Annotated in this window: 11 protein-coding genes; 3 read left to right on the top strand and 8 right to left on the bottom strand. The window is 58.5% G+C overall.

All coding sequences use genetic code 11. The features are described from left to right. Positions 1-36: 36 nt before the first annotated feature. Positions 37-1,059, top strand: a complete 1,023-nt coding sequence (locus CSQ86_RS00220; RefSeq protein WP_100493177.1) for a LacI family DNA-binding transcriptional regulator — start codon at positions 37-39, stop codon at positions 1,057-1,059. A gap of 89 nt (positions 1,060-1,148) precedes the next feature. Here CSQ86_RS00220 and CSQ86_RS09755 read toward each other — a convergent pair whose 3' ends face one another. Beyond that, complete coding sequence (locus CSQ86_RS09755) at positions 1,149-1,286, bottom strand: hypothetical protein (protein ID WP_165773670.1); 138 nt, start codon at positions 1,284-1,286, stop codon at positions 1,149-1,151. A gap of 168 nt (positions 1,287-1,454) precedes the next feature. On the opposite strand from CSQ86_RS09755, the gene CSQ86_RS00215 reads away from it, so the two are divergent. Then, the gene (locus tag CSQ86_RS00215) at positions 1,455-3,857 is read left to right on the top strand and encodes an alpha-L-arabinofuranosidase C-terminal domain-containing protein (RefSeq protein ID WP_100493176.1); all 2,403 of its coding nucleotides are present in this window, start codon (positions 1,455-1,457) and stop codon (positions 3,855-3,857) included. Positions 3,858-3,911: 54 nt separating this feature from the next. Continuing rightward, complete coding sequence (locus CSQ86_RS00210; protein ID WP_100493175.1) at positions 3,912-4,958, top strand: LacI family DNA-binding transcriptional regulator; 1,047 nt, start codon at positions 3,912-3,914, stop codon at positions 4,956-4,958. 270 nt (positions 4,959-5,228) lie between these two features. Here the strand turns inward: CSQ86_RS00210 and CSQ86_RS00205 are convergent, their stop codons facing one another. The 7 genes from CSQ86_RS00205 to dnaA all read right to left on the bottom strand — a co-directional run bounded on the left by CSQ86_RS00205 (position 5,229) and on the right by dnaA (position 15,978). Then, positions 5,229-5,792: a DUF3566 domain-containing protein gene (locus CSQ86_RS00205; RefSeq protein ID WP_100493174.1), complete on the bottom strand. Its 564-nt coding sequence runs from the start codon at positions 5,790-5,792 to the stop codon at positions 5,229-5,231. Positions 5,793-5,862: 70 nt separating this feature from the next. Continuing rightward, entirely contained in the window at positions 5,863-8,550 is a 2,688-nt protein-coding gene (gyrA, locus tag CSQ86_RS00200; protein ID WP_165773677.1) for a DNA gyrase subunit A, read from the bottom strand. 19 nt (positions 8,551-8,569) lie between these two features. After that, positions 8,570-10,660, bottom strand: coding sequence for a DNA topoisomerase (ATP-hydrolyzing) subunit B (gene gyrB, locus CSQ86_RS00195; RefSeq protein ID WP_100493173.1), 2,091 nt, complete (start codon positions 10,658-10,660; stop codon positions 8,570-8,572). A gap of 168 nt (positions 10,661-10,828) precedes the next feature. Then, the gene (locus CSQ86_RS00190) at positions 10,829-11,299 is read right to left on the bottom strand and encodes a DciA family protein (protein WP_100493172.1); all 471 of its coding nucleotides are present in this window, start codon (positions 11,297-11,299) and stop codon (positions 10,829-10,831) included. Next, entirely contained in the window at positions 11,296-12,546 is a 1,251-nt protein-coding gene (recF, locus tag CSQ86_RS00185) for a DNA replication/repair protein RecF (RefSeq protein WP_100493171.1), read from the bottom strand. Before recF ends, CSQ86_RS00190 begins: the two co-directional genes overlap by 4 nt. 41 nt (positions 12,547-12,587) lie before the next feature. After that, positions 12,588-13,712, bottom strand: coding sequence for a DNA polymerase III subunit beta (dnaN, locus tag CSQ86_RS00180; protein ID WP_100493170.1), 1,125 nt, complete (start codon positions 13,710-13,712; stop codon positions 12,588-12,590). A 739-nt stretch (positions 13,713-14,451) separates the two neighbouring features. Then, positions 14,452-15,978: a chromosomal replication initiator protein DnaA gene (gene dnaA, locus CSQ86_RS00170; RefSeq protein ID WP_100493169.1), complete on the bottom strand. Its 1,527-nt coding sequence runs from the start codon at positions 15,976-15,978 to the stop codon at positions 14,452-14,454. Positions 15,979-16,201: the final 223 nt, after the last annotated feature.

The following is a 16,201-nucleotide window of genomic DNA, read 5'->3' as shown; positions in this document are numbered from 1 at the left end:
TTTGCTGCCACGCAGCGCACAGTATTGGAGGTTGATATGACGGCGGCGAACAGCAAGGTGACCATCCGAGACGTGGCCCGTCTGGCCGGCGTATCGTACGGCACCGTATCCAGATACCTCAACGGCAACGAGCATGTTTCCGCAGATGCCGCACACCGCATCGCCAAGGCCATAGAAGCGTCGCACTACACACCGAACAAGGCGGCCCGCTCGCTCGCCCAGCAACGCACTTTAACCGTCGCGTTCATCGTGCAGGTTGAATCCATCGACACCCTCCTGCAGGCAAGTAGTGCAGCCGCCATGGCGGAAGCCAATCAGATTCTGGGCGAAGCTGGCTATCAGATGGTCACGCTGATTGCCAATTCCGAGGATTCCACGCAGCGCATCGCACAGCTGGTGCAAAGTGACTTCGCCGATGGCTACCTGCTGTTCTCCTTGAGCGAGGACGATTCGCTGATTAATATTTTCCGCACCGCGCATCGCCCGGTGGTATTGTCCGAAGCCAATGATCGCAGTACCGCGGTTTCCTACCCAACAGTGGATTTCGCCAATATCGATGGCCAGCGCGATATCACTCGCTATCTGCTCGACCAAGGTAAAACCAAGCTGGCCTATGTGTGTGGGCCCGGCTATTCCCCCTCGTCCAGCAAGCGACTGCATGGTTTCAAACAGGCTTTGGGCGAGCATTTCGATGACAGACGCGTGTATTACGCCGACGACTGGGAAATCGGCAGTGGCGAGATGGCAGCCGCGGAATTCCAGCCGATACTGCATGATCTCGATGGCATCGTATGCGCCAACGATAATATCGCCCTTGGTGTGATCAATCAGCTCCATCGATTCGGCTACCGGGTCCCTGAGGATATCGCGGTCACCGGTTTCGATGATTCGCCCATCGCCACGATGATGGACCCGAAGCTCACCACAGTGCGGCAAGATTCGTGGCTGCACGGTCGCGTGATGTCACAACTCTTGCTTCATATGCTGCATGGGGAGACGGTGGATCCTCATACCGTCAAGTTGCTACCCACCGAGATTGTGATTCGGCAGTCGGCATAGGTAATTCATCGCCATCACATACAGCAAAAAGGTGCTGCGATCGAGGTAATCGCAGCACCCTCAAGGAAGGAAAGTAGAGACAGGAGCGATTACTCCTTGACGGCGCCTGCGGCGGCACCGTTCTCGAGGTTGACCGGCATCCAAGCGCCGGTCAGCAGGGAGGCGATGGAGCCGTCGCCACCATCGGAGGTGATGTAGCTGCCCACGGCCTTTATGATCTTCCTCATAATGTCTCCTTCGACGGGTGCCACAGTAGGCTTCTGTACCCACCACAGTATGTATCGATGTTTTTAATTTATCGATAACTTTATCGATACACGTCATGGTATTATCGATAATATTGATTGTCAAAATCGGCGACGTCAGCGTTATCGAATTGTTATGAAGGAGTATCCATGGCGGATATCACGGCACAGCAGCCTGTCACCATATCAGTGCACAACAAGCAGCACGGCAAACCCATCAGCCGCGACCTGTGGGGCATCTTCCTCGAAGACATCAACTATGCGGTGGATGGTGGTCTCAATGCCGAGCTCGTGCAGAACGGCGCGTTTGAATACAACCGCACCGATAACCCCCGCTGGAGTCACCTGTTCGGCTGGACGCTCGGCCACATCGGCAATGGCTACCGCGACGTATCCATACGCACTGACGAGCCGGCGGCCACGGAAAACCCGCACTATCTAGCCATTCGCCTGACCGGCGGCATCACGACGCTCACCAATCGCGGATTCGATGGCATACCGTTGCACGCCGGCGAACGATACCAATGCTCGGCTTGGGTCCGCGCGAACGGTACCGATGTGCAAGTTGCGGCCGAGCTGATCGACGAATCGAACGCTGCCGTTGTCTGCCATGCCGCGGTCGCCGTGCCCGCACACGACGGCTGGCCCCGCATCCAGTTCATCTTCGACTGCCCTGTGACTACCGCTCAGGGGGCATTGAAGCTCTCGATCACCGCACTTGGCACCAGCAACGCCGAGCACGCCGACGAGGAATCCAGCGTTCATATCGATTGGGTGTCGCTGAAGCCCTGTGCCGCCGACGGCACTCCTCACATATTCCGCGAGGACCTCGTACAATCATTGCGCGATCTTCATCCGCGCTTCATGCGCTTCCCCGGCGGCTGCATCACCCATGGCGTGGAAGTGGACAATATGTACCGCTGGAAGCGCACTATCGGGCCCGTGGAGCACCGCCAGCATCAATACGGCTACTGGGGCTACCATCAGTCCTTCAACATTGGTTTCCACGAGTATTTCCTGTTGTGCGAAGCCATTGGCGCCAAGCCCTTGCCGGTGCTGCCAGTGGGCGTCTCCTGCCAGAACACCGCCGGGGGAGTGACCACCGTACCGATGGAGGATATGGATGAGCTGGTGCAGGAAACATTGGATCTCATCGAATACGCCAACGGACCAGTGACCTCCGTCTGGGGCGCGAAACGAGCCGCCGCTGGTCATCCCGAACCATTTGGACTTGAATATCTGGGTCTTGGCAATGAGGACGTAATCAATGAAGCATTCCGCGAACGGTTCACGATGATTCACGATGCCGTTAAGCGCAAGTATCCGAACATCGCCGTCATCGGTACGGTTGGTCCGGTGCCCAATGGCGAGAACTATGACGCCGGCTGGGCATTCGCCCGCGAAAAGCATCTTGACATGATTGACGAGCACGCCTATAAGTCCCCGCAATGGTGGTTCTCGCATCTCGACCATTACGACGGCCGCGACCCGCAAGGCCCCGCCACCTATATCGGCGAATACGGCTCCTGGTCGAATATGCATATCAGCGCGCTTGCCGAGGCTGCGATCATGAGTGCCATCGAACGCAACGGCGATACTGTCTGTATGGCCTCCTATGCCCCACTGTTCGGACGTCTTGCGCATACGCAGTGGACTCCTGACCTGATCTATTTCGATAACGAGCAAGTCATGCCCACGCTGAACTATTGGGTGCAGCAGATGTATGCGAACACCGCAATGACTCATGTATTAGGCACCACGGTAGCCAATGCGCCGCAGTTCACGCCCGAACCCCGCGATTGGACCGGACTGCGCTTCTCCAGTGTGGATCAAGGCACTTTTGTGTTCAGCGACATCCAAATCACTACGCACAGCGATGATGGCACCGAACAAGTCACCACATCGCCTGCATTGACGCTCACCGGAGCAGGCACTGCGCTGGATACCGGTTTGCATGTGCCGGCTGATGACTATCGCATTGATTTCACCGTTCGCCGCACCGATGGTGAAGATGGTCTGACCATTGATTTCGGCGCGATAACCGGCTCCGATTACTTCCGCTGGGCATTCGGCGACTGGGGCAATAAGTACTACATCCTGAAGCGCGTGGGCGATGGCCTTCAGGACGAAGCTGTACCAGCCTATGAAGGCGGTGTGGAATCGAATCTCGATTACCATGTGACCTTTGATGTGTCCGACCAAGGCAGCCATGTGCGGGTTAAGCTCAATGATCAGCTGATTCATGACTATCAGGACAGCAGCCAGCAGACTCGATTCGTGGCTACCTCCGGACGCAATAAGGAGACTGGCGAGCTGGTGGTTCGCGTGGTGAATGCCACCGATCAGCCACAGCGGATCGCCTTGGATTTCGAAGAGCCAGTGCTAACTGGCGAGAGCCGCGGTGCTGCCACGGTACTGGCGGGAGCATGGGATGCGGGCCAGCCATTCGAACCGGCTCCCATGCAGCCGCGAACGGTAGAGGTTACGGCCGCGGACTTGGGGGACTGGCAGGCCGAACCGTACTCCTTCACCGTCTTCCAACTGCCGGCGTGAATTAACGATAAACCACCCTGTTTTGTATATTGGTGAACAGTAAAGGGGTTTGCTATGGTCACCATGAAAGATGTTGGGCGCGAAGCTGGCGTCTCCGCAATGACGGTTTCCAACGTGCTGCGCGGCAACACCAATGTTGCCCCGGAAACGGCACAACGCGTCCGCGAGGCGGCCGATAAGTTGCATTACCGGCTCAATACCACCAGCCTGTCCGCCCGCAGCCTACGCGTCTCCACAAGCCGCCACGGGCGCAATTTCAGCACCATTGGCCTCGCCATCTTTGAGCTCGACCGCCCCTATCCATCCCAGCTCGCCTCGCTGATTTCCCAAGCGGCGGAAAAGCGCGGTTATCAAACGGTGGTGCAGGAGACTCGCATCAACGCCGAGAACGAACGCTCCATCATCGAGCGCGTATCCAATCAATTCTGTGACGGTCTGATCTTCAGCTCCAGCCGACTTTCCGCATCGGAAATCGAGCAACTGTCGAATCACCGACCGACCGTGCTGCTGGATGATGACCGACCACAGCAGGATATCGATACGATTTTGACACCGAGCGAAGCTGGAGCACAGGCCGCCATTGAATACTTATGGAGTACCGGAAAACGTCACATCGGCATCGTTGGCGGCGTGAACGAAAGCGCTGACAATCATGAGATGTCCGATTCCAATGACACCCGTCACCGTCGTTTAAGGGGTTGCCGTAACGCTTTTGAGCAGCTTGGCGTGGACTGGGCGGATGTGCCAATGGTTGACGCACCGTGGAATGATACGGATGCGCGCAAAGCCATTGCTGCAAACGTAGACGTGGTGCGCTCCTGCGATGCCCTGTTCTGCATGACCGATACCACTGCGTTCGGCGTGATTCGAGGACTAAGGGACATTGGCCTCAATGTGCCCGACGATATTGCGGTGATGGGCTTCGATGGCATCGAAATGGGAGCCATTATGACGCCATCACTGACTACGGTGGCCGTGGATATCCCGATGGTGGCGCAGAAGGCCGTGGACATGCTCATCGAGCGCATTGATGACGAATCCGATCGCGAACGCCAGCGCATCATCGCCGACTTCCACATCGCCCAACGCGAATCCGCCTAGGAATCGGCCTTTGGCCGATAGATCCTTCCGCAGGCTATAAGCCTGCTCAATGTCTCTCCCTCCGTCATCGCTACGCGGTGCCACCTCCCTCATCAGAGGGAGGCAATAGCCTCGGCTCCCTCTGATGAGGGAGCTGTCAGCGAAGCTGACTGAGGGAGAGAAGACAAGCAAGCTTTAGCCTGCGGAAAATACAGCATCGGCTGCAGGCCGATTCCGATAACAGAAAAAGCGGCCTTGGTAGGCCGCTTTTTCTGTAGCTTGTATCAGCGATCAGTCGTCGCCTAGGGTCAGGTGCACGCCGCCGACCAGGGAGCTGACCACGTTGTAAATCAGCGCGATGATGGTGGCCAGCAGGGTGAAGAGCACCACTTCCACAATGGAGAAGATGGTCATGCCGGAGACCACGGTGGTCAGGGACAGCACGTTCTTCAAATCGAAGTCGGCGTTCAGACCAGTGGCGGACACGATCTGAGTAAGCTGGTTGAACACGCCAACGGCATCCAGCAGCAGCCACACGATGGCGGCGGCCACAATCTGGATGATGGCACCGGCGATGGAGAGCATGAACGTCACCTTGGCCACAGACCAAGCGTCAACACGGGTCAGGGACAGGCTCATGCGGCGGGCACGCGGGGTGCGGCGCACGTTCGGGCGCGTGGTAGTCGGAGTGCTGCCGTTCGGCAAAGCGGATTCCTCCGGATCGCTGGACACGGAACGGGCCACACGGGGAGCACCCGGCTGGTGGGAGCCAATCAGCGGCTCGGAGGGTTCGTTCGCTGGGGTTACGGCTACGGGCTGCATAACCGGCTCGTTGCCTTCGAGATTCTCGCTCATCGTTTCTCCTTAAACAGGCTATTGGTAGCCTCTGCTGTTAGTTGAGGCTACCAGCTTTTCCGGACTCTGCTCAGGCCTCGTCCGTGTTGTTCACATTCTCACCGGATTGCGAAGTTTCCGTGGCTTCACCGGCCTGTACAGCGCTATCGGACTGTGCGGCGTCGCCGGACTCTTCCTCGGGTTCGTCCTTCTCCTCGTTGCGTGCGATGGAAAGGATCTCGTCGCCCCTATCCGGCTTGGCGAAGGTCACGCCCTGCGTGGTGCGTCCGGTGCGGTTGACTTCGTTCACGTTGGAGCGGATCACCTTGCCGGACTTCATGATGGCCATCACCTGGTCGTCTTCGGAGACCACCAGAGCACCCACCAGGGAGCCACGGCCTTCCACCAGCTGCACGGCCTTGACGCCGAGGCCGTTGCGGCCCTGCAGTCGGTATTCCGAAATAGCGGTGCGCTTGGCGAAGCCCTCGTTGGTGACCACGAACAGGTCCTTGTCGGAGTCTGCGGGCACCACGTCCATGGCCAGAAGCTCGTCGCCGTCGCGGAACTTCATGCCCTGCACACCGGCGGTCTGGCGGCCCATCGGACGCAGCTGATCGTCATCGGCCTGGAACTTCAGGCTCATGCCGAGCTTGGAAACCAGGATGATGTCGTCTTCGGCGTTGCATAGTGCGGCACCGATTAGTTCGTCGGCGTTCTCGCCATTCTCATCGGCCATCAGGCGCACGGCGATCAAACCACCCTGACGCGGGGAGTCGTATTCCGCCAGCGGGGTCTTCTTGACCTTGCCGGAGCGGGTGGCGAGCACTAGGTACTTGGCCACGTCGTAGTTCGGGATGGACAGTACGGCCTGAATCTGCTCGTCCGGCGCGAACTGCAGCAGGTTGGCCACATGCTGGCCCTTGGAGTCGCGGGAGCCTTCCGGCAGCTCGTAGGCCTTGATGCGGTACACGCGGCCCTTGTTGGTGAAGAACAGCAGCCAGTTGTGCGTGGAGGTCAGGAAGAAGTGATCGACCACGTCGTCCTCGCGCAGCTTGGTGCCCTTGATACCCTTGCCGCCGCGGTGCTGGGCACGGTATTCGTCGGCCTTGGTACGCTTGATGAAACCGGAGTGGGTCACAGTGACCACCACGTTCTCCTCGGCGATCAGGTCTTCGACGTTCATCTCGCCGGAGAACGGCAGGATCTTGGTACGACGTTCGTCGCCGTACTTGGCGACGATTTCGTCGAGCTCGTCGCCGATGATCTTACGCTGGCGTTCCGGACGGGCCAGGATGTCGATGTAGTCGGCGATCTTACGCAGCAGCTCCTCGTGCTCGGCCACGATCTTGTCGCGGTTCATGCGGGTCAGCGTGCGCAGCTGCATGGCCAGAATGGCGTCGGCCTGCACCTGATCGATGTCAAGCAGCTGCATCAAGCCGGTGCGTGCGGCATCGGTGTCCTCGGAAGCTCGAATCAGGGCGATGACTTCGTCGAGCATGTCGAGGGCCTTGAGATAGCCCTGCAGGATATGGTCGCGTTCCTCGGCCTCGCGCTTCAGGTAGGCGGTACGGCGTGCGATCACATCGAGCTGGTGATCCACCCAGTGGCGGATGAATGCGTCCAAAGACAGCGTGCGCGGCACGCCATCGACCAGTGCCAGCATGTTGGCGCCGAAGGTCTGCTGCAGCTGGGAGTGCTTGTACAGGTTGTTCAGCACCACCTTCGGCACGGCGTCGCGCTTCAGCACGAGCACGAGGCGCTGGCCGGTGCGGCCGGAGGTCTCATCGCGCATGTCGGCGATGCCCTGAATCTTGCCGTCGCGCACGGCTTCACGGATGGATGCCACGAGACGGTCCGGATTGACCTGATATGGCAGCTCGGTGACCACCAGGCACATGCGGCCGTTGATTTCCTCGGTGTTGACCACAGCGCGCATTGTGATCAGGCCGCGACCGGTACGGTAGGCCTGCTCGATGCCCTTATGGCCCAGGATCGTGGCTCCGGTGGGGAAGTCCGGTCCCTTGATGATGCGAATCAGGTTGTCCAGCAGTTCCTCGCGGCTAGCATCCGGGTGCTCCAGAGCCCAGTGCACGCCTTCGGCCACCTCGCGCATGTTGTGCGGCGGGATGTTGGTGGCCATACCGACGGCGATGCCAGCGGAACCGTTGACCAAGAGGTTCGGGAAGCGGGCCGGCAGTACGGTCGGCTCCTGGGTCTTGCCATCGTAGTTCGGCACGAAATCGACGGTGTCCTTGTCGATGTCGCGCACCATTTCCATGGCGAGCGGCGCCATACGGCATTCGGTGTAACGCATGGCTGCAGCCGGATCGTCGCCGGGGGAGCCGAAGTTACCCTGGCCATCGACCAGCAGGTAACGCATCGACCAAGGCTGGGCCATACGCACGAGGGTGTCGTAGATGGCGTAGTCGCCGTGCGGGTGATACTTACCCATGACCTCGCCGACCACACGGGCGCACTTGCTGTAGCCGCGATCGGGGCGGTAGCCGCCGTCGTACATCGCATACACCACACGGCGATGCACCGGCTTCATGCCGTCGCGCACATCCGGCAGTGCACGCTCCACGATCACCGAAAGCGCGTAGGCCAGATAGGATTCGCGCATCTCCTGCTGCAGATCCTTGCGCTGGATGCGCTCACCGGTCATCAGACCGTAATCGGTGGTGTCCGCTTCCTGCGGGCTCAACGGCTCCATCGAACCGTCCGGCGTGAACTGCTCGTCGTTTTCGTTCGCTTCGTTGTTATTCGTTTCGTCTGCCACTTCGTTTTTCCTTTAGTTATCAGGCGTCAATCCAGCGGACGTTCTTGGCATTGCGTTGGATGAAGAGTCGGCGAGGTTCCACTTCGTCGCCCATCAGCATGGAGAAGGTCTCATCGGCGGCTGCGGCGTCTTCGATATGCACCTGCTTCAGGATGCGATGTTCGGGGTCCATCGTGGTCTCCCACAGCTCCTGATAGCTCATCTCACCCAGACCCTTGTAACGCTGGATGCCTTCGCCCTTGGGCAGCTGGCGGCCCTTGGCCTTGCCTTCCGACAGCACGCGATTGCGCTCGGCGTCGGTGTAGACGAAATCGTGCGGGCCCTTGGTCCATTTGATGCGGTACAGCGGCGGCATGGCCACGTAGACATAGCCGGCGGTAATCATCGGGCGCATGTAGCGGAAGAACAGGGTCAGGTTCAGGGTGGCGATGTGGGCACCGTCCACATCAGCATCGGCCATGATGATGACCTTGTGGTAGCGGACCTTGGACAGGTCGAAGTCCTCACCGTAACCGCCACCGACCGCGGTGATCAGCGATTCGATGGTGTCGGACTTCATCATGCGGTCCAGGCTGGCGCGTTCGGTGTTCAGAATCTTTCCTCGAAGCGGCAGGATGGCCTGAGTGATCGGGTTGCGGCCCTGGATGGCGGAGCCGCCTGCGGAATCACCCTCCACGATGAACAGCTCGCACTCCTCCGGATTCGAGGACTGGCAGTCCTTGAGCTTGTCCGGCATGCCGGCGGACTCGAAGATGGACTTGCGGCGCGTGTTCTCGCGGGCCTTCTTGGCGGCCAGGCGTGCACGGGAGGCCTCGATGGCCTTCTGGATGATGTTCTTGGCCTCGGCCGGGTGGGAATCGAACCAGTCGCCGAGCTTGTCGGTCATCACACGCTGCACGAAGGTCTTGGCCTCGGAGTTGCCAAGCTTGGTCTTGGTCTGCCCTTCGAACTGCGGGTTGGTGAGCTTGACGGAGATCACGGCGGTCAGGCCTTCGCGCACGTCGTCGCCGGAGAGGTTCTCGTCCTTGTCCTTGAGGATGCTCTTCTCGCGTGCGTAACGGTTGACCAGCGAAGTCAGGGCCGCACGGAAGCCTTCCTCGTGGGTGCCGCCTTCGGTGGTGGAAATCGTGTTGGCGAAGGTGTGCACGGCTTCGGAGTAGGCGGTGGTCCACTGCATGGCCAGTTCGGCGGAGATGCCAAGCTTCAGATCCTCGGCTTCGAAGCTGATGACCTCTTCCTCCACCGGGTTGGCCTTGCGCACCTTGACCAGGTAGTCCACGTAATCCTTGATGCCGTTCATGTACTGGTAGGTGACGGTCTGGTGGGTTTCACCGGCGTCCGGCACATTGTCACCGGTCACTTCGTCGCCGGCCTGATCGGTTTCGCGCAGGTCGGTCAGGCTGATCTTCAGGCCCTTGTTGAGGAAGGCCATCTGCTGGAAGCGGGAGCGCAGGGTTTCGAAGTCGTAGACCGTGGTCTCGAAGATCTTCGGATCGGCCCAGAAGGTCACGGACGTACCGGTGGACTCGCCTTCGGCCATCGGCTCGCCTTGCTTCAGCGGAGCGGTGGGATGCTGGTCGATGTAGGTCTGGGTCCAATGGAAGCCCTGGCGGCGCACTTCGATGTCCACGCGGGTGGAGAGCGCGTTCACCACGGAGATGCCCACGCCGTGCAGGCCACCGGAAACGGCGTAACCGCCGCCACCGAACTTGCCGCCGGCGTGCAGCTTGGTCATCACGGTCTCGACGCCGGAGACGCCTTCACCGGGCACTTCGTCAACCGGGATGCCTCGGCCATCATCCACCACGCGAATGCCGTTGTCCGGCAGGATGGTGACTTCGATGTGGCTGGCGTATCCGGCCAATGCCTCATCGACCGAGTTGTCGACGATCTCGTAGACCAGATGGTGCAGGCCACGCGGACCGGTGGAACCGATGTACATACCCGGGCGGATACGCACGGCCTCCAGGCCTTCCAATACCCTCAGATCAGAGGCCTCGTAATGTTCGGGGGCCATGGATTCGTCGAGTTCGCCTTCAGTGAGTTCCGCATTATTGATATGCTCCGCAGCCGCCTTCAGCTGCTCCTCTTTGCTGGTTTCGTCTGCCAACAGGCTTCCTTCCGTAACTACCAGGTCAGCCTTGCAATTCTCGTCTTTTGCAGGGGCGATATGGCTTAAGACGCCCGTAAAGGGCTCTTCTAGCCTTTTGACCATACTGCATGTGATTTTACTCGTTCAGCACGACGAGCGCCATAGCGAGGCTTTTATTGCTTTCCGCTACTTCCGTCTGGCCCATTTGCGCGAATATCCCACAGCCGGTCCGGTCACGCGTATTTCGTTGATGGTCAGTCCCTTGAGATTGCCGCGGATGGTTTCGGTCAGCTGCGGAATCAGGTAGGTCAGCTGCGTGGCCCAAATCGTCGATTCCGCACGAATCGTCAGCACGCCATCGGTAAAGTCCGCCACCGCCGTATGCGCGGCAATGCCGGCACCCACCACCTGATCCCAGTGGGTTCTCAATTGCGCCAGCTTCAGATTCGTGCTCCAGATGCCATTGCCGGCGATAGTGGACATCACATTGCCGAGCTCGGCGGGGTCGCGCCCGGGTTTGCCGAAGTTCTCGATGGCCTCCTCGCTGCGGCGGCGATGGTCCTTCAAGAGTGCGCCGCGGCGGGAGATCCGCTCGAATACCTCGGCGGCCAGCTTGGTCTGGTCAAAATGCAGGCTGAAGGCAATCGGCGGCTTCATTCCTGCTCCTGTTGCCGTGCAGCCTGCAGAGCCGCTAGTGACTGTGCAATCGACTCCTGATAGGCATCAGCAGCCTCTTTGAGCGCCGCCACATCGATGATATGCACGGCATCGGCCGTACCGTCACCCTCCATCGCCTCGGCCGGCACGTCGCCTTGCGAGGCCACGGTGATCAGCACCTGATCCTGCGCCTTGGCGAACTCCAAGATCTGCGTGCGGCGACTGTCGTCCAGCTGGGCGAACACATCATCGAGAATCACGATCGGGCGAATGCCCAGCTTCTCGCGAACCACTTGGAACAATGCCATCTTCAGGGCCAATGCCATCGTCCACATTTCGCCGTTCGACGCGAATTCCCTGGCCGGCACATCGAAGAGTTCGAGGCTCAGATCATCACGCTGCGGGCCGATCAGATTGACGCCACGCGCCACCTCGCCCGGATAGATGCGTTGGAAATGCTCGCTGATGGCCTGATGAGGCTCGTCATAGAACATCACCTCATCGAAGGAGGGCATATATTTCAGTGCGACTTCCTCGCTCTCTCCGGCAAGATCGCGGTAAATGGCGGCGAATGGTCCGGACAAGGCACTGACAATGCGTTGGCGCATACGGGTAAGCGCGATGCCGGCTTCGATGAACTGCCCGGTCCAGATTTCCAGTCCGCTCAGGACCGCGTCCACCGGCTGGCCGGCGCTTTGATTGGCGTTGAGCTGCTTCAGCAGGGTGGCGCGCTGTTTGCCGATGCGGGTGAACTGCTGCAACGACGCAAGATACCCGGGTTCCAACAGCGCCCCGGCCTGATTGAGCATGCTTCTGCGCGACGCCGGGTCGCCGGAGATCAAACGCTGATCCTCAGGTGTGAACGCGACGGAAGGTACCTGACCGATGATGTCTCGCAGATACAGCGACGATCCCGAGTTGATGCGGGCACGGTTGGCGCCACGCGCATGGAGCGATGCCTCGTACGTGGTGACCTGCTCGCCATCGTCCGATGCACCTGACGCATCCGACGCATTCGCGCCCACCACGTTCGCACGGATCGTTGCGGTGGACTGTCCTCGCTCGATCAATGGCAGGGTGCTGGATGCACGATGACTGGACCCTATGGAGAGGATTTCCACGGCTTCGACCAGATTGGTTTTACCCAGCCCATTTTTCCCCACTATGAGATTGACACCCGGTACGAAATCGACCACTACCTGGCTCCATGAGCGGTAGTGGTCGAGTGCGAGACGAGAAACGTACATCAGAATATGAACGATTTCTTCTTGGTATGTGGTCGATTGCCTCAGCTGTTGAAACGCATCGGCACGAGCAGGTAACGGTAATCCATCGACTCGTCGGAGTCGGCTTCCTGCTGGCCGTTGAATTCAACCGGCTTGACCGGGGTGGTCATCTTGATGCGCACAAACGGTTCGGCGATGGCGGAAAGACCTTCCTTCAGGTAGGACGGGTTGAAGGCCACGGTGATATCATCACCATCCATGTCGATGTCCAGGGTTTCGTTGGCCTGGGCCTCATCGGCGGAACCGGCGGAAAGCGCCACCTCCTGACCAGTGAACGACATGCGAATCGGAGCGTTGCGCTCGGCGACCAGCGCCACACGGCTGATGGCATCGAGCAGATCCTGCTTGTTCACCACGGCCTGAATCGGATATTCGTCGGCGAACAGACGATCGACCGCCGGGAATTCGCCATCAATCAGTTGCGAGGTGGAGACGCGACCGGCGTTTTCGAAGCCCAGCAACGTCGGGTTTTCGGCATCGAAGTCGAGGCGAATGTTCTGGTGCTCGTCCAGGGAACGGGCCACATCCTTGAGCAGGGAACCGCGCACCAGGGTGGTGGTGTCGACGTCGGCGTTCTGCGGGGTCCATGTGAAGGTGGCGCGAGCCAGACGGAAGCGATCGGTGGAGGTCATGACCACCTTGTCGCCCTGGAATTGCATGCGAACACCGGTCAGCACCGGGCGGTTCTCTTCGCGGGAGACCGCCACGGAAGCCTGATTCACCGCCTGGACGAAAGTCGGAGCATCGACCTGGCCCAGTGCCGGAGGCACGGTGGGCAAATCCGGATACTCGGTGTCGGGCATGAGCTGCAGGGTGAACGTGGACTTGCCTGCGGTGATGGTCAGCGTGGAGTCGGTGGTAGCGAGATAGGTTTTCTCGGAGCGCAGAGACTTGGTGATATCAGCCAGAAGCTTGCCGAGTACCAGCACGGAACCCGGTTCGTCCACGCCGGCTTCGATGTGGTGGCGAGCGGAAATCTCGTAGTTGAAGGCGGAGAATTGGAGTGTGCCGTCAATGGCTTCCAGTCGGACTCCCGCCAAAATCGGATTGGAGGGTCGAGCGTCGATGACGCGAGATGTCCAGGCTACGGCATCAGCCAAGGCTGCGGTATCGATTTCGACTTTCATATGGGTTTCCCTTCGTCTGAATTTGCTGAAGAACATTCTAGCTGTTGGCCGGCGAAGTCTTTTCGTCTAATGCTGCGGCAGTTGTTACGTTGATGATGCTTTCTTAAGGTTCAAGCAAGTAATCGACATAATAAGCGCGGTGGATAGTGTGGATAAGTGGGGAAAGCTCTACTGCCGCAACGGCTGCCCTATAGACATCACATGTGGATAACTTCTGTATATTCGGTGGATAAGTAGGCGAGTTATCCACCGCCTTTTCGCTCGATTGATGTTTTCCACATCGCGAAACGATTTATACACGAGTTTTCCACCGAAAAAGAGTGGGTAATCCACGAGTTATCCGCAGACTTTACCCACATTTGTGAATAACTATGTGGATAACTTTGATGCTTTTTCCGTGTCCGCACGGCGTGTTGCACGGGTTTTTCGTCGAGGAGAATCGATTCTGGAGACCGTTTTTGAAGGTTTTTGAACCAGGCAAAAGAAAAGTGTCGAAAACGGTCTGTCAGAAGGATTCTCCTGAATACGCGTTTTCGAGGCCTGCAGCGTGGGTTCGACGCTTGATGAAGGATTGATGCCACGAGCGGTTCGTGGTCTGGAAAGTAAGGCTTTTCCCGCAGCTGGCTCAATGCGTTTGAGCGACGAAAAACAGGCTTTTGGATACGGTAGAGCCAAAAAGTGCTGAAAACGGTCTGTGAAACGGATTCTCTCGGCCGTGGAATATAGCGATGAACAGCAGTTACTTGTCGCTGTTCTGCTTTAGACGCACCGTGAGTTCCATAACGTAGTTATAGATCTCCTGCTTCTGCTGCATTTCATCACTGACACGGGTGTAGGCGTGCATCACCGTGGTGTGATCACGGCCGCCGAACACCTCGCCGATGTCCAACAGGCTCATGCTCGTCATTTCACGCGCCAGATACATGGCGATCTGACGGGCCAAAGCCACATTCTTGGTGCGGGAGCGGCCGACCAAATCATCAAAGGTCAGATGGAAGTACTTGGCCACCTGCCCGATGATGTCGGTGGGTTTGATCTCCACATCGGTGGTGAAGAAATCCTGCAGCGTCTGCTCGGCCAAGGCTCGCGTGACCGGCTGATTGCTCAGCGACGCCACTGCGGTAACACGCGTGAGAGCACCTTCGAGTTCGCGGATATTCTCCGTGAACCGCTCGGCGATCAAATCCAGAACATCATTCGGAATCTTGGAGCCATTGATCGAGGCGATCATGCGCAAAATGGCGATGCGGGTCTCCAGATCCGGCGGCTTGACATCTACGGTCAGGCCGGATTCGAAGCGGGAGATCAGTCGAGCCTCGAAGCCCTTCAAGTTCTTCGGCGCCACATCGGATGCGATGACGATGCGCTTGTTCGCCTGGTGCAGGGAATTGAACGTATGGAAGAACTGATCCAACGTCGCTTCCTTGCCGCCAAGGAACTGGATATCGTCAATGAGCAGCACATCGACCTGACGGTAGCGTCGGTTGAATGCCGCGATCTGACCTTGGCTTTGGTTCGGATTCTGCAACGCGTCGATGAATTCGTTGGTGAATTCCTCACTCGTCACATACCGAACCTTCAGGCTCGGATCCTTGACCAAGGCGTAATTACCGATGGCGTTAAGCAGATGGGTCTTACCCAAACCCGATCCGCCGTAAATACACAACGGATTGAAATCCTGTCCCGATCCCTCGGCCACCGCCAACGCCACGGTGCGGGCGAAACGGTTGGAATCACCGGGCACAAAGGAATCAAACGTAAAGTTCTTATTGAGATGCGTCTCCGGATCGCGGTTCATCTTCTGACCGCCCACCGGATACTGCGGCTCGTTCGCCGGTTGCGCCTGGTACTTCGGTTCCGGCTTGGCAACCGGTTCGGCATGCTTGCCGGTGTAGGAATCTCGGCCGAACTGCTCGACAGTGGGAGCCGATTCCATTTGGTATGGCGACTTCACCTGCTTCGGGGCAGGCGTATTCGCGGATTTGCTGCTCTTTGGCGCAACCTTGAATGCCGGGAACATCGTGAGTCCGGTTACGGTTTGCAATGTATGCAGCAATTGTTCGTTGAGATTGCCCTGAATGGCCTGCAACGTATCATTGGAATCCACGCATAATACGATGGTCGAGCCGAATACGGCTTCAGGCACCACGCCTTCGAGCCATCCCTTTTCCCTGGGGGACAGCACGCTGCTGTGTTTGAGCATGGTGAGAGCATCCGACCAGATGCGGGCTGCCTCGACCGCGGGGTCGGCAGATGAACCAGCCATACAGACCCCTCTTCTTGCTCGAACGTACATGGATAACAATAGGTAATGTTTACTACTATCCACGGAAGTTATCCACCGTGTTGCGTGTTGGAAATGCTTGATTGTGAATAACATGAATGTAATTTGTGGATAACTTTGCCGGCGAAACGGTTGATATTACGCCACTTCTAGGGTTTTCGGCGTGTTGTGGCGACCGTGTCGAAATGTGAAAACTCATGATTCA

The organism is Bifidobacterium felsineum, assembly GCF_002802915.1.
In the GTDB taxonomy this organism is placed as follows: domain Bacteria; phylum Actinomycetota; class Actinomycetes; order Actinomycetales; family Bifidobacteriaceae; genus Bifidobacterium; species Bifidobacterium felsineum.
The sequence above is the reverse complement of the archived record's forward strand: the minus strand, read 5'-3'. Positions and strand labels throughout refer to the sequence as shown.

What these genes read in the sequence shown, in the direction of transcription:
- CSQ86_RS00210 (WP_100493175.1), top strand. Translation starts at nt 3,912, where the DNA reads ATGGTCACCATGAAAGATGTTGGGCGCGAAGCTGGCGTCTCCGCAATG.
- dnaA (WP_100493169.1), bottom strand. Translation starts at nt 15,978, where the DNA reads ATGGCTGGTTCATCTGCCGACCCCGCGGTCGAGGCAGCCCGCATCTGG.
- CSQ86_RS09755 (WP_165773670.1), bottom strand. Translation starts at nt 1,286, where the DNA reads ATGAGGAAGATCATAAAGGCCGTGGGCAGCTACATCACCTCCGATGGT.
- recF (WP_100493171.1), bottom strand. Translation starts at nt 12,546, where the DNA reads ATGTACGTTTCTCGTCTCGCACTCGACCACTACCGCTCATGGAGCCAG.
- CSQ86_RS00190 (WP_100493172.1), bottom strand. Translation starts at nt 11,299, where the DNA reads ATGAAGCCGCCGATTGCCTTCAGCCTGCATTTTGACCAGACCAAGCTG.
- CSQ86_RS00220 (WP_100493177.1), top strand. Translation starts at nt 37, where the DNA reads ATGACGGCGGCGAACAGCAAGGTGACCATCCGAGACGTGGCCCGTCTG.
- dnaN (WP_100493170.1), bottom strand. Translation starts at nt 13,712, where the DNA reads ATGAAAGTCGAAATCGATACCGCAGCCTTGGCTGATGCCGTAGCCTGG.
- CSQ86_RS00205 (WP_100493174.1), bottom strand. Translation starts at nt 5,792, where the DNA reads ATGAGCGAGAATCTCGAAGGCAACGAGCCGGTTATGCAGCCCGTAGCC.
- CSQ86_RS00215 (WP_100493176.1), top strand. Translation starts at nt 1,455, where the DNA reads ATGGCGGATATCACGGCACAGCAGCCTGTCACCATATCAGTGCACAAC.